Source organism: Microbacterium lemovicicum (assembly GCF_003991875.1).
Lineage (GTDB): Bacteria > Actinomycetota > Actinomycetes > Actinomycetales > Microbacteriaceae > Microbacterium > Microbacterium lemovicicum.
Genome location: NZ_CP031423.1, coordinates 1,201,999 through 1,215,460, shown reverse-complemented (window position 1 = coordinate 1,215,460; position 13,462 = coordinate 1,201,999). Strand labels below are relative to the sequence as shown.

14 protein-coding genes and 1 tRNA gene are annotated in these 13,462 nt (G+C 71.5%); 3 read left to right on the top strand and 12 right to left on the bottom strand.

Annotation, left to right across the window (positions count from 1 at the left end; all coding sequences use genetic code 11):
- The first annotated feature begins 71 nt into the window (after positions 1-71).
- Positions 72-1,097, top strand: a complete 1,026-nt coding sequence (locus CVS47_RS05630) for an NADPH:quinone reductase (RefSeq protein ID WP_127095215.1) — start codon at positions 72-74, stop codon at positions 1,095-1,097.
- 40 nt (positions 1,098-1,137) lie between these two features.
- Here the strand turns inward: CVS47_RS05630 and CVS47_RS05625 are convergent, their stop codons facing one another.
- Positions 1,138-1,953: a shikimate 5-dehydrogenase gene (locus CVS47_RS05625; RefSeq protein ID WP_127095214.1), complete on the bottom strand. Its 816-nt coding sequence runs from the start codon at positions 1,951-1,953 to the stop codon at positions 1,138-1,140.
- Positions 1,954-2,029: 76 nt separating this feature from the next.
- Positions 2,030-2,103 (bottom strand) — tRNA-Pro (locus CVS47_RS05620).
- Between the two features lie 143 nt (positions 2,104-2,246).
- Between CVS47_RS05620 and CVS47_RS05615 the strand changes: the two genes are divergently transcribed.
- A complete protein-coding gene (locus CVS47_RS05615) occupies positions 2,247-2,831 on the top strand; it encodes a GNAT family N-acetyltransferase (RefSeq protein ID WP_127095213.1) in 585 nt (194 codons plus the stop codon).
- A 144-nt stretch (positions 2,832-2,975) separates the two neighbouring features.
- Here the strand turns inward: CVS47_RS05615 and CVS47_RS05610 are convergent, their stop codons facing one another.
- Positions 2,976-4,187: an HNH endonuclease signature motif containing protein gene (locus CVS47_RS05610; protein ID WP_127095212.1), complete on the bottom strand. Its 1,212-nt coding sequence runs from the start codon at positions 4,185-4,187 to the stop codon at positions 2,976-2,978.
- A gap of 304 nt (positions 4,188-4,491) precedes the next feature.
- Between CVS47_RS05610 and CVS47_RS05605 the strand changes: the two genes are divergently transcribed.
- Complete coding sequence (locus CVS47_RS05605; RefSeq protein ID WP_127097214.1) at positions 4,492-4,875, top strand: RNA-binding S4 domain-containing protein; 384 nt, start codon at positions 4,492-4,494, stop codon at positions 4,873-4,875.
- A 38-nt stretch (positions 4,876-4,913) separates the two neighbouring features.
- Here CVS47_RS05605 and CVS47_RS05600 read toward each other — a convergent pair whose 3' ends face one another.
- The 9 genes from CVS47_RS05600 to xerD all read right to left on the bottom strand — a co-directional run bounded on the left by CVS47_RS05600 (position 4,914) and on the right by xerD (position 13,460).
- On the bottom strand, positions 4,914-5,819 hold the full coding sequence (locus CVS47_RS05600) for an NUDIX domain-containing protein (RefSeq protein ID WP_127095211.1): 906 nt from the start codon (positions 5,817-5,819) through the stop codon (positions 4,914-4,916).
- Positions 5,820-5,917: 98 nt separating this feature from the next.
- Positions 5,918-7,441, bottom strand: coding sequence for a ribosome biogenesis GTPase Der (gene der / locus CVS47_RS05595; protein WP_127095210.1), 1,524 nt, complete (start codon positions 7,439-7,441; stop codon positions 5,918-5,920).
- Complete coding sequence (cmk, locus tag CVS47_RS05590) at positions 7,431-8,165, bottom strand: (d)CMP kinase (RefSeq protein WP_127095209.1); 735 nt, start codon at positions 8,163-8,165, stop codon at positions 7,431-7,433. The genes der and cmk overlap by 11 nt, the downstream gene beginning before the upstream one ends.
- Positions 8,158-9,276 (bottom strand): prephenate dehydrogenase, encoded by a 1,119-nt coding sequence (locus CVS47_RS05585; protein ID WP_127095208.1) that lies wholly within the window; start codon positions 9,274-9,276, stop codon positions 8,158-8,160. The genes cmk and CVS47_RS05585 overlap by 8 nt, the downstream gene beginning before the upstream one ends.
- On the bottom strand, positions 9,273-10,079 hold the full coding sequence (locus CVS47_RS05580; protein ID WP_127095207.1) for a pseudouridine synthase: 807 nt from the start codon (positions 10,077-10,079) through the stop codon (positions 9,273-9,275). Before CVS47_RS05580 ends, CVS47_RS05585 begins: the two co-directional genes overlap by 4 nt.
- Positions 10,076-10,714, bottom strand: a complete 639-nt coding sequence (scpB, locus tag CVS47_RS05575; RefSeq protein WP_127095206.1) for an SMC-Scp complex subunit ScpB — start codon at positions 10,712-10,714, stop codon at positions 10,076-10,078. The genes CVS47_RS05580 and scpB overlap by 4 nt, the downstream gene beginning before the upstream one ends.
- On the bottom strand, positions 10,704-11,549 hold the full coding sequence (locus CVS47_RS05570) for a segregation and condensation protein A (protein ID WP_127095205.1): 846 nt from the start codon (positions 11,547-11,549) through the stop codon (positions 10,704-10,706). Before CVS47_RS05570 ends, scpB begins: the two co-directional genes overlap by 11 nt.
- Complete coding sequence (locus tag CVS47_RS05565; protein WP_127095204.1) at positions 11,533-12,366, bottom strand: ParA family protein; 834 nt, start codon at positions 12,364-12,366, stop codon at positions 11,533-11,535. The genes CVS47_RS05570 and CVS47_RS05565 overlap by 17 nt, the downstream gene beginning before the upstream one ends.
- Before the next feature lie 170 nt (positions 12,367-12,536).
- On the bottom strand, positions 12,537-13,460 hold the full coding sequence (gene xerD / locus CVS47_RS05560) for a site-specific tyrosine recombinase XerD (RefSeq protein WP_127095203.1): 924 nt from the start codon (positions 13,458-13,460) through the stop codon (positions 12,537-12,539).
- Positions 13,461-13,462: the final 2 nt, after the last annotated feature.

The window sequence follows — 13,462 nt, the reverse complement described above, 5'->3', positions numbered from 1 at the left end:
ATGGACCCGGCAGTGGTCCGGGATCGTCCGGCCGGGGAATGACGCACGGACAGGGAGGGTTGGTCACCGGCATGAGAGCCATCGTCTACACCGCCCCCGGTGATTCCTCCGTCCTCACGCTGGTCGATCGCGAACCCGGCGCGCCCGGCCCCGGTGAGGTGCGCGTGCGCATCGCCGTATCGGGCGTGAATCCGACCGATTGGAAGGCCCGCGCCGGCTCGACCCGCCGACAGGACTTCACGGAGGTGGTGCCCGATCAGGACGGCGCGGGCGTGATCGACGCCGTCGGCGATGGGGTCGACAGTCTGTCCGTCGGCGATCGCGTATGGGTGCACCTGGCTCAGCACGAGCGGCCCACCGGCACTGCGCAGGAGTTCACCGTCGTGCCCGCATCACGAGCCGTCCCGCTGCCCGACGACGTCGACTTCGCGCTCGGCGCCAGCCTGGGTGTGCCTGCCGTGACGGCGCATCGCGCTCTGACCGTGCATGAGCAGGGACCGGCCGTGCTCTCCCCCGGGTCTCTCGACGGCCGGGTCGTCCTCGTCGCCGGCGGTGCGGGAGCGGTCGGTCATGCCGCGATCCAGCTCGCACGCTGGGCGGGAGCGACGGTCATCTCCACGATCAGCTCGGAGAGCAAGGCGGCGCTCGCCCGGGCCGCCGGAGCTCACCACACCATCGACTACACCGCGGGTGACGTCGTGGCGCAGGTGCGCGAGATCGCGCCCCATGGTGTCGATCACATCGTCGAGGTGTCGATCTCGGTCAACGCGGCGATCGACGCCGAGATCGCGGCGAACCACGCGAGCATCGCGTACTACGCCGACGACGGCGGCCGCGACGACTTCGCGATGCCCGTGCGCCCGACCTTCGCCAAGAACGTGCGCGTGCAGGGCGTGCTGCTGTACACCGTCGGCGAAGAGGCTCTGGATGCTGCGGTCACCGCGATCACGGCGGCGCTCGCCGACGGCGCGCTTCCGGTGGGTGAGGAGCACGGCCTGCCGCTGACGTGGTTCCCGCTCGAGGAGACCGCCGCCGCCCATGACGCCGTCGAAGGCGCGACCGTGGGCAAGGTGCTGGTGCGCGTCGCCGAGCTCTGAGCCAGGCTCGCCAGGTGAGAGCGCGCGGCGTCTCGTGGCGTCAGCCCTCGCGGGAGAACGCGGACGCCCGGGCGACCTGGTCGGGGGTGATCGCCACTCCCGTGTAGCGCTCGAACTGGCGCGCCGCCTGGAGGGCGATCACCTCCGCACCCGTGATGACCTTCGCGCCGGCGGCTCGGCCGGCGCGGATCAGCGGCGTCTCGGCGGGGAACGCGACGACGTCGAAGACCACCTCGGCGGCGGCCACGTGGTCGTCGCCGAACGCCTGGGCCGCGGCATCCGTCCCGTCCATGCCCAGAGGTGTGACGTTGACGATGATGCGCGCGCCCGGCGCGGGGTCTTCGGTGACAGCGGCGTAGCCGTACTTCTCGGCCAGCGCGGCGCCCTTCGTTTCGTTCCGGGCGAGGACGGTCAGGTCGTCGAAGCCGGCGCCGCGGAAGGCGGCCACCACCGCCTTGGCCATGCCGCCGGATCCTCGCACGAGCACGGTCGACGCCGAGTCGAGCCGGTGCTCGGCGATCAGCTGCGCGATGGCCTCGTAGTCGGTGTTCGACGCGGTCAAGCGACCACCGTCGTTCACGATGGTGTTGACGGATTCGATGGCCGCCGCGGACTCCTCGATCTCGTCGACGAGCGGGATCACGGCCTCCTTGAAGGGCATCGACACCGAGCATCCGCGGATGCCCAGAGCGCGCACGCCGCTGATCGCGCCCTCGATGTCCTGGGTCGTGAACGCCTTGTAGATGAAGTTCAGGCCGAGCTCCTCGTAGAGGAAGTTGTGGAACCGCGTGCCGAGGTTCGACGGCCGCGCCGCCAGGGAGATGCAGAGCGTCATGTCCTTGTTGAGAATCGGCATGAGCCCATTGTGGCGCGCGAGTGCCGTGGGAACGACGAAGGGCCGGCTCTCATGAGCCGGCCCTTCGACGTTTCGGTCGGGATGACAGGATTTGAACCTGCGACCCCTTGACCCCCAGTCAAGTGCGCTACCAAGCTGCGCCACATCCCGATGTTCTGTTGTCGCCACCCGCGTGCGGGCAACTCGACTATCCTACCGGGTCGCCCGCTCCCCCGCGAACGCGTGGACCCGACGTCGCAGTCCTGGCGCGGTTCGGCGTGGCGTCTGTCGTGCGGGCGGAGTACGGTCGCCGCATGACCGACATCGTCATCGCTCCCGCGACCGCCGACCGCTTCGACGACGCTGAGCACGCTCTCACCGGCGGCGGCGACGGCACGACCTGTCAGTGCCAGTGGTGGACCATCACGAACGCCGAGTTCAACGCGAGCACGCAGGACGAGAGGGCCGGGATGCTGCGCGCCGAACTCGACGGCGACGTGCCTCCCGCGCTCATCGCGTACGTCGACGGGGCCGCAGCGGGGTGGGTGCGTGTCGGCCCGCGCACCCTTCAGCGGAGGATCGCGCGCACCCGGATGATCGCGCAGAACTCGACCGAACCCTTGGACGACGACGGGGTGTGGGCGGTGTCCTGCTTCGCCGTGCGGAGCGAGCACCGCGGGCGCGGGCTGAACCGCCGCCTGCTCGACGATGCGATCGCGTTCGCCCGCGACCGCGGCGCCCGCGCGCTCGAGGCGTATCCCATCGACACGGCCGTCGGCACGCACCACTCGAGCGAGCTCTATCACGGCCTCCTCTCGGTGTTCGAAGAGGCCGGCTTCCGCGAGGTGGCGCGCCCGAAGCCCGATCGTCCCATCGTGCTCCTCGACCTCGAAGGCTGAGTTCACCGACCGACCCATCGGCGCCGGGCGTGCGGCGCAGCCGCAGTGCTCGTCGCGCGGAGTTCAGACCGGCGCGGAGGTGAGACCGGCGCGCAGCCAGAACGGTGTGCAGTCTGAACGGCACGCAGCCAGAACGACGCGCGCTCAGAACGGCGCGGTGGAATCGTCCGCCGCGAGGAAGACCGGTACCCGGCGCTCGGGAGCGACGGTGTAGCGGCGCCCCGTCGGTGAGGTCCACTCGAGCGCGCCTCCGCTGCCTTCGACCTGGCGAACCTGCCAGCCGCCGTGGTGCTTGACGAGGTGGTGGCCTTTGCAGACGGGAGCGAGATTCGACAGCTCGGTGGTGCCGCCGGCTTCCCACGCCACGGTGTGGTCGATCTCGCACCGACCGGCCGGCATCCCGCAGCCGGGCGCCATGCACCGATCCGCTCGCCATCGCACGAGTCGTCGGAGAGCCGGCGGCGGCCTGTAAAGGTCGCGGCCCACCGAGAGGACGGCGCCGGTCTCGGGGTGGGTCAGGATCCGCATCCATCCGTCCGCTCCTCCGCAGAGCGCGCGCGCCTGCGCGACCGAGATCGGGCCGACGCCCTCCACCCGCGCCATCCCCGCTGTCGCCGTGAGACCCGGGACTCCCGAGGACCCGTTCTCCGACCCGTCGAGCAGTGCGAGCACCGGCACGGTGACGGCCACGGTCGCGCGTATGCCCCGCGTCTCGTCCGGATGCGCCGACGACTCGTCGTCGATGAGCAGGTCGCCCACCACGTCCGCCCGCAGCTGATCGAGCGTGCGCTTCTCGCCCTCACGCCCGGCCAGCACCTTCGCCATCGCGGTGATCCTGCCGTGCGCGGCGTGCGCCTCGACCGCCGGCATCAGTGCCATCAGCCAGGCCATCCCGTCATCGGCCGGCTCGACGAGGATGCGCCGACGACGCAGCGCCTCCACGTGACGCTCGGCGAGCGAGGCCTCGGTCGCTTCGTCGACCATGCGGCGGAGGAATCGGCGGAGGGTTCCCACTGACTCCCCCTCAGCGACGGCGAGAGCGCGTCTGATCGTGTCGCCCGCGACCCGCGCCCCGAGCTGGTCGAGGCTCTCGACGAGAAGCTCCGCGTGGCGTTCGGTGATGCGCGCCGACGCGAGCGAATCGAGCAGCGCGGGATAGCGATCGACGAGCGCCTCCGCCGTGGCCAGCAGACGAGCAGCCGCGAACTCCGTGATGCGCAGCGCCGCCGCGACCTCCAGACGGATCCCGCGCTCGACGACGTCGGTGAGCTCCCGCCCCGCTCGCGCGGCGTCGTCGAGCTGCTCGCGTCGCAGCGCGTCGAGACGCACGAACCGGTGGGCGCTGAAGACCGCCATCAGGTCGGATGCCTCGCGGACGAGGTCGACGGCATCGGGTGGTGGTGGCCACCCGTCGTCGCTCCACTCAGCCGGAGTCGGCGTTCGTAAGCGCTGTCGGACATGTCACAAGTTTAGAACATAGGTACGACACTCGTACGAGCGGCGATCGTTTCTGTGGATGCGAAGCCACACGCCAGGCATGTCGTGGAATCGCGGCTGACCGCAGCAGATAAGACGCGTGCCTCACCCCTCTTACGATGGAAGTTCCGACCGCATCGGCGGCGAGGCCCCACGCGCCAGCTCACGGAGAGGACGACCCATGATGGATGCCACGTCCGCCCGTGTGGACGCCTGGCTGTGGGCGGTCCGGGTCTACAAGACGCGCTCCGCCGCGACGGCCGCCTGCCGTGCCGGACATGTGCGGGTGAACGGCGACAGGGTGAAGGCCGCTCAGCCGGTGCGCCCGGGAGACGAGCTTCGCGTCCGCATCGCCGGCTTCGACCGTCAGCTCGTCGTCCGGCGTCCCATCAGCAAGCGCGTCGGGGCCGCCGTGGTCGCGGAGTCGATGGAGGACCGGACTCCCCCACCGCCGCCGCGCGAATCCATCGCCTTCGTCCCCATGCGCGATCGCGGCGCCGGCCGTCCCACGAAGCGCGAACGTCGCGACATCGATCGGCTCCGCGGCCGCGACGCCGACGACGACTGACGGGCCCGACACAGGACGAGCTCGAAAGGCGGAGCCGATCAGCCCAACTGCCCCAGCAGCCAGCTCGTCCCCGCGACAGACGCACCCGCATCCGTCACCCGCCCGGCCAGCTCGCGGTCGCTCGTGACGACGCGCACATCGTGTCCCGTCGCGCGCAGCTCCACGGTCTGCGCGACGATCGCGTCATCGCCCGAGCGCTCCGCCGCCACGACGCGCACGGCAGGCGTCGACGAATCCGCCGCACTCCGCCCGTCGCCCTCGACCACCGCGACGAAACCGGGAAACCAGGTCGTCTCGGGCAGGCCGAGGGCCGCAGCATCCATCCCCCGGTCAGACAGCCGCTCCAGCCGTTCGACGAGCCGACGAGCGGCACCGGCGCGGTCCTTCCACCAGCCGTCGGGCACGGAGCCGACGACGTTCGCGACGTCGACGACCACGACCGGTCGCACGTCGAGCAGCTCGCGCAGGCGGGGCCACGAGTCGGCGAAGGCCGGATGCAGCGGCAGATCGTCGACCTGATCGACCGGCACCCAGGCGAGAGCCCTGCTCTCCGGATCGCTGATCACCGGCTCGAAGGGCTGCACAACGTCGCCGACGAGCGTCGTGTACGACCAGATGCCCAGGTCGAGCACGCTCTCGAAGCGCGAGCGGATCGCCCCGGCGGGCACGCCCGCCTCCTCGGCGGACTCGCGCAACGCACCGTCGCGCGCGGACTCGTACTCGTGCCGAGCGCCGCCCGGCAGCGCCCACGTGTCGCCGAAATGACTCCACGACACCCGGTGCTGCAGCAGGATGCCGCGCTCGGCGTCGACGGCGAGCAGTCCCGCGGCGCCGAAGCGCCCCCAGTACTTCTCCCCCGAGTCGGCGACCACCCACGCGTCGCCCGGGTCACGCGGACCGGACGGACGGCGGGGTTCGCCTGAGGCGGGCGGCACGATCGTCACGGTTCCACCCTGTCACACGGTCGCGCGCCGACGGCGGCGCCGGAAGCGCAACGACACAGACGGCCGGGCCGATATGCCCGGCGGCACCGCCGCCGCGCCTACCGCTGCCGCTTCTCGCGCACCCGCATGTTGACGACGATCGGGGACCCCTCGAAGCCGTAGATCTCGCGCAGGCGGCGCTGGATGAAGCGACGGTAGCCGGGGTCGAGGAAGCCGGTCGTGAACAGCACGAAGGTCGGCGGACGCGTGCCCGCCTGCGTGCCGAACAGGATGCGCGGCTGCTTCCCGCCGCGGAGCGGGTGCGGGTGCTCCGCGACCAGCTCCGACAGGAAGGCGTTGAACTTGCCCGTGGCGATGCGCTGATCCCACGACTCGAGCGCGGTCTCCAGCGCGGGCACGAGCTTGTCGAGGTGCCGCCCCGTGCGCGCGGAGATGTTCACCCGAGGGGCCCAGGCGACGTGCGCCAGGTCCTGCTCGATCTCGCGCTCGAGGTAGCGGCGACGCTCGGCGTTCTCGTACTCGGGGGTGTTCAGCACGTCCCACTTGTTGAAGGCGAGCACGAGCGCGCGACCCGACTCGAGCACCATGTCGATGATGCGCACGTCCTGCTCCGAGATCGGCTGCGAGACATCCAGCACCACCACAGCGACCTCGGCCTTCTCGAGCGCCGCCGAGGTGCGCAGCGACGCGTAGAAGTCGGCGCCCTGCTGCAGGTGCACGCGGCGACGGATACCGGCGGTGTCGACGAGGCGCCACATCTTGCCGCCGAGCTCGACGATCTCGTCGACCGGGTCGCGGGTCGTGCCGGCGAGCTCGTTGACGACGACGCGCTCTTCCCCGGCGGCCTTGTTCAGCAGCGATGACTTGCCGACGTTCGGGCGTCCGAGGATCGCGACGCGACGCGGTCCCGCGACCTCGTCCTTGGCGACCGCCGAGATCGCCGGCAGCACCTTCATGATCTCGTCGAGGAGGTCCGCGACGCCGCGGCCGTGGATGGCCGAGACGGGATACGGCTGTCCGAGTCCGAGGTTCCACAGTGCCGCCGCCTCGGGCTCCTGGCGCGCGTCGTCGATCTTGTTGGCGACGAGGAAGACCGGCTTGCCGCTCTTGCGCAGCAGCTTGACGACCGCCTCGTCGGTCGAGGTGGCCCCGACCTTCGAGTCGACGACGAAGATCACGACGTCGCAGAGGTCGATCGCGATCTCGGCCTGGAGCGCGACGGACTGGTCGATCCCGCGCGCGTCGGGCTCCCATCCGCCGGTGTCGACCAGCGAGAAGCGCCGGTCCATCCACTCGGCCTTGTAGGTGACGCGGTCGCGCGTGACGCCGGGGGTGTCCTCGACGACGGCTTCGCGTCGGCCGAGGATGCGGTTCACCAGCGCGGACTTGCCCACGTTCGGGCGTCCCACGATCGCCACGACGGGGAGCGCCGGCGAGTAGATCGCCTCGCCCTCGGCGTAGTCCTCGGTGTCGAGGAGGCGCGCGTCGTCGTCCTCGAGGTCGTAGTCGGCCAGCGACGCGCGGAGGGTCTCGGCGCGCGCGGCGGCGAGCTCCTCGTCGAGGTTGGCCATCTTCTCGGCGAGCTGATCGGGCCCGCCCTCGTACTCTTCTTCAGCGCCCATCGGGTGCTCCTGTCTGTGGGGTGCCGAGCGAGACCGTGACGACGTCGATGACGGCCTCCACGGTGCGCTCGAAATCGAGGTCGGTGGAGTCGACGACACTCACGCCGTCGGCGGCGGTGAGGAAGTCGACGACGGTGGAATCGGCGGCGTCGCGGCGGTGCAGCGCGTCGGCGACGGCTGCAGCATCCTGGGTCGTGATCTCGCGGCTGCGGCGCGCGGCCCGCACCTCGGGCGCGGCGGTCAGCAGCACGCGTACCGGGGCGTCGGGGGCGACGACCGTGGTGATGTCGCGTCCCTCGACGACGACGCCGCGTCGACCGGATTCCGCCACGAGCACGCGGAACAGACGGTTCACGCTCTCGCGCACGGGTCGCACACGGGCGACACCGCTCACCGCGTCGGTCACGCGCGGCTCCCGGATGGCGTCGGTCACGTCCGTGACGCCGACCCGCACCCAGTAGTCGCCGGGATCGAGCGAGATCGCGTAGTCGAAGTCGTCGGCCACGCCCCGGACGGCCTGCTCGTCGGCGGTGTCGACACCGCGCTCGAGTGCCAGCCATGCCAGCGCACGATAGGCGGCGCCGGTGTCGAGGTAGCCGTAGTCGAGCCGACGCGCGACCTGCTTCGACACGCTGGACTTGCCGCTGCCGGCGGGTCCGTCGATGGCGACGAGCACGGGAGCAGAGGACGCGGATGCCGCGGCCACGTCGTTCGGGTCAGTCATTGGTGCTCGCAATCTTCCAGCCGCGCGCCTGGAGTCCGTCGACGGCACGGCGCACCGCGCCGGGCACGACGCTGATCTCGGCGAGACCGAACTGCGCGCCCGGCGAGTGCTCCAGGCGGAGGTCTTCGACGTTCACGTCGAGCTCGCCCAGCTCTCCGAACAGGCGTCCGAGCTGGCCGGGAGTGTCGTCGACCATGACGACGACCGACTCGAAGCGGCGGTTCTGACCGTGCTTGCCGGGGAGCCGGTCGACACCGTCGTTGCCGCGGCGGATGGCGTCGGCCACCGCGCGGCGGGATCCCGCGGCATCCGGTTCACGAAGCGCCGCCGAGACCGCCGACAGGTCGTCGGCGAGGCGGTCGAGCACGTCCACGACCGGCGCCGCGTTGGCGCCGAGGATCTGCGTCCACAGCTCGGGGGCCGAGGCGGCGATGCGGGTGGTGTCGCGCACACCCTGTCCGGCGAGGCGCAGCGACTCGTCCGGCGCCTCCACGAAGCGTCCGGCCAGCAGGCTCGCGACGATCTGCGGCACGTGGGAGACGAGGGCGACGGCGCGGTCGTGCTCCTCGGGGCTCATCTCGATCGGGGTGGCGCCGAGGTCGAGCGCGAGCGCCTCCACGACGGCGAGGTCGGCCGCGGAGGTCTCTCCGTCGCGGCACACCACCCACGGGCGGCCGACGAAGATGTCGGCCCGCGCCGAGATCGCGCCACCGCGCTCCCGCCCGGCGAGCGGGTGCGAACCGATGTAGCGCGTCAGATCGGCACCTCGCCGGCGGAGTTCGCGCAGCGGCTCGAGCTTGACGCTCGCGACGTCGGTCACGACGGCGTCGGGATGATCGGCGAGCTCCTGCTGGATGACGTCCGCGATCACGTCCGGCGGCACGGCGACCACCACGAGTCCGGGACGGTCGTCATCGGCCGGCAGTCGGCCGGCGCCGTAGTCCACGGCCAGGCGCAGCTGCGCGGGCGAGGCGTCGGCCAGCACGACGTCGACGCCACGGGCACGCAGCGCGTGCCCGACGGACGACCCCAGCAGCCCCGCTCCGACGATGCGCACCGTCCCCTGAACGCGCGATGCCACGCGGGCAGGCGCGGAAGAGTCGTCGCTCACTCGGTCTCCTGGGACTCGGTCGGCGCAGCGTCACCCGCCCCGCGGCGCGACAGTGTCAGAAGCGCGCCTCTCTCCAGTTTAGTCAGCTCCCGCGCGCGCCCCACGGGGAGCGTTCCCAGGTGGAGCGGGCCGAACTGACGCCGGACGAGTTCGACGACCGGATGCCCCACCGCGGCCATCATGCGACGCACGATCCGGTTGCGCCCGGAGTGCAGCGTCAGCTCCACGAGCGAGCCGTCCCCCGCGTTCGAGGCCGACAGCAGCCGGGCCTTGTCGGCGCGGATCGGCCCGTCCTCCAGGTCGAAGCCGCGGGTCAGCGTCGCGATGGTCTGCGCGGTCACCCGCCCCTCCACCTTCGCGATGTAGACCTTCGTCACGCCGAACGACGGGTGGGCGAGCACATGGGCGAGCTCGCCGTCGTTGGTGAGCACGAGCAGGCCGCTGGTGTCGGCATCGAGGCGGCCCACGTTGTAGAGCCGCTCCGGCCAGTCACGCGTGTACTGCCGGAGATCGGGGCGGCCGCGGTCGTCGTTCATCGAGCTGACGACGCCGGTGGGCTTGTTCAGCACCACGTACCGCTTCGACTGATCGAGCTGCACCGCCGTACCGTCCACGTCGACGAGATCGCTCTCGGGGTCGATGCGGCGGCCGAGCTCGGTGACGACCGTGCCGTTCACGCGCACGCGTCCGGCGACGATCATGTCCTCCGCGACGCGGCGCGAGGCCACGCCCGCACCGGCGAGCACCTTCTGCAGGCGCACGCCCTCCGGCCCGGCGGCGTCGCGCGCGTCCTCGTCGCTCATCGTGCGATCCCTTCGTCGAAGCCGTCGGCGCCGTCCTCCAGCAGAGGAGAGATGTGGGGCAGCTCGTCGAGCGAGTTGATGCCCAGGTTGATCAGCAGCGCGTCCGTCGTCTCGTAGTGGATCGCGCCGGTCTCGGCATCGGTGAAGGCCTCGGTGATGAGACCGCGCGCGAGGAGCGTCCGCACGACCGAGTCGACGTTTACCGCCCGGATGGACGCGACCTGGCTGCGGCTGACGGGCTGCTTGTACGCGATGACCGCGAGGGTCTCCAGCGCGGCCTGCGACAGCCGCGACGGCGCCTGGGTGTTCACGAACTCCGACACGACATCGTCGTGCTCGGCGCGCACGTACAGCCGCCACCCGCCGCCCACCTCGCGCAGCTCGAAGCCGCGACGCGGTCCGCCGGTGCGGCCGTCGTAGTCCTCGACGAGCCCCTCGACGGCCTGGCGCACGGCGGCCACGGGCGAGCCGACCGCCGCGGCGAGGGCGACGAGGCTCTGCGGCTCCTCGATCACCAGCAGGATCGCCTCGAGTCGGCGCGCGACCGAGACGGGGTCCTGTGCGCGGAGCTGTTCCTCCGGAGACGTGGATGCCGCGGCATCCGTCTCCTGCTCTGCTCGGGTGTCAGCGGTCATAGTCGGCTCCCAACGTGGCGAGGTTCTCTTCGGACCAGCGCTCCGCGGTCCAGCGCAGCGTGAGCTCGCCCAGCGGCTCCAGCTGCTCGAACGACAGGGCGGCGTGGCGGTACAGCTCCAGCACCGAGAGGAATCGGGCGACGAAGACCCCCGGCTCCGCGACCCCGGCGACGAGCTCGCGGAACGACAGAGTCCCGGCGCTGCGCAGCAGGGTGACGATGATGGCCGCCTGCTCCCGGATGCTCACCAGCGGCGCGTGCAGGTGATCGAGCCCCACCCGCGGGATCTCCTTCGGCGTCATCGCCAGCAGGGCCAGCGCGGCGAAGTCGTCGGGCGTGAGCGTCCACACCAGTTCGGGCGCGGCGCGGCGGAACTTCTCGTCCAGCCGCACCGACCGGGCGTGCCGGCGGTCCTCGGACTGCAGCCGCTCGGCGAACCACACCGACACCTGCTTGAACGCGCGGTACTGCAGCAGCCGGGCGAACAGGAGATCGCGCGCCTCGAGGAGCGCGACGGACTCCGCGTCGACGAGCTCGCCCTGCGGCAGGAGTCCGGCGACCTTCATGTCCAGCAGCGTCGCGGCGACGACGAGGAACTCGGATGCCGCGTCCAGCTCCTCGTCGGTGTCGAGACCGCGCAGGTACGAGATGAACTCGTCTGTGACGCGGCTCAGCGAGATCTCCGTGATGTCGAGCTCGTGCTGCGAGATGAGGCTCAGCAGCAGGTCGAACGGTCCGTCGAAGACGCCGAGCGAGACGCGGAACGCGCCGTCTTCCCCGGGCGACGCGGCCTCGGCCGTGCCGGTGGTGTCGTCGTCCTCAGGCGACGGCGCCACGGGCGACCAGCTCCCGCGCCAGCCTCAGGTACGCCTGAGCGGCGGGATGCTCGGGCGCGAACTCGGTGATCGGCATGCCCGACACCGACGCGTCCGGGAACTTCACGGTGCGGCCGATGACCGTCTCCAGCACGTCGTCGCCGAACGCCTCGACCACGCGGTCGAGCACCTCTCGCGAGTGCAGGGTGCGGGAGTCGTACATCGTCGCCAGAAGGCCGTCGAGCTTGATCGTCGGGTTCAGGCGGTCGCGCACCTTCTCGATGGTCTCGATCAGCAGCGCCACCCCGCGCAGCGCGAAGAACTCGCACTCGAGCGGGATGATGACGCCGTGGCTGGCGGTCAGCGCGTTGACCGTGAGCAGCCCCAGCGAGGGCTGGCAGTCGATGAGGATGACGTCGTAGTCGGAGGCGACCTGACGCAGCACGCGGGCGAGGATCATCTCGCGGGCCACCTCGTTGACGAGGTGCACCTCGGCGGCCGAGAGGTCGATGTTCGCCGGGATGATGTCGAGGTCGGGCGTGTCGGTGCGCACGATGACCTCGCGCGCGTCGCGCTTCGGGTCCAGCAGCAGGTCGTAGATCGTCGGGACGTCGTGGGTCTGCACGCCGAGACCGGCGGAGAGCGCGCCCTGCGGGTCGAAGTCGACCGCGAGCACGCGGCGTCCGTAGTTGGCGAGCGACGCGGCCAGATTGATGGTCGTCGTCGTCTTGCCGACGCCGCCCTTCTGGTTGCACAGCGCGATGATGCGCGCCGGACCGTGCCCGTCGAGCTTCGGCGGGGTCGGGAAACCGTGGTACGGACGCCCGGTGGGTCCCATCGGCGCGTCGTCCGCCGACTTCCGCGTCGCTGCTCGTTTCGTGGCCGCCACAGACTCTCCTGACTTCGCCCTGTCGCCTCCCGATCCTAGTCGCCCGCCCGGCCGCCGCCCGCAGGGCTGGCCCGCAGGAGCGACGATCCGAGCAGGGACGACGTCGATCGACGGGATGCTCAGCGCGCGCGGGGGTGGGACGTGACGTAGACATCGCGCAGGGCGTCCACCGACACGTGCGTGTAGATCTGGGTCGTCGCCACCGACGCGTGGCCGAGGAGCTCCTGCACCACGCGCACATCGGCGCCGCCCTGCAGCAGGTGCGTGGCGAAAGAGTGCCGCAGGGTGTGCGGCGACACGTGCGCGGTGAGGCCGGCGCGCTCGGCGGCGGCGGCGATGATCAGCCAGGCGCTCTGGCGCGAGAGCGGCGCCCCCCGTGCGCCCAGGAACAGCCGGGGTGTGGCGGTCCCCCGCCGCGACAGCTCCGGACGGGCGCGCGTCGCGTACGCGTCGATCGCGGCCCGCGCGTACGACCCCACGGGAACGATCCGCTCCTTCGACCCCTTGCCGCGCACGCGCAGCACGTCGCCGTGCGCGACGTCGTCCACGTCGAGCTGCACGATCTCCGACACTCGCGCGCCGGTGGCGTACAGGAGCTCCAGCAGGGCGCGGTCGCGCAGGCCGAGCAGGTCGCCCGGCGCGGCGTCGGCGGGCGCCGGACCCGCGGCATCCAGCAGCTGCTCCACCTGGTCGATCGTCAGCGCCTTCGGCAGCCGCTGCGGCGCCTTCGGCGGACGCAGTCGGCCCGTCGGGTCGTCGGTCGCGAGCCCCTCGCGGGTGAGGAAGCGGTGGAGCCCGCGGATCGAGGACTGCAGCCGGGCGAGACTGGATGCCGCGGGCGGCGGCTGCGCGGACGCCCGCTCCGCCGCGAACGCGGCCACCGTCGCCGCCGACACCTCATCGGAGTCGTCGAGGCCCTGCTCGGCCAGCCACTGGACGTAGCCCGCGAGATCACGCCGATACGCGGCGGCGGTGTGGTCGCTGAGACCGCGCTCGAGGGAGATGTGACGCAGATACGCGTCGACGGCGCGATCCAGCCGCATCG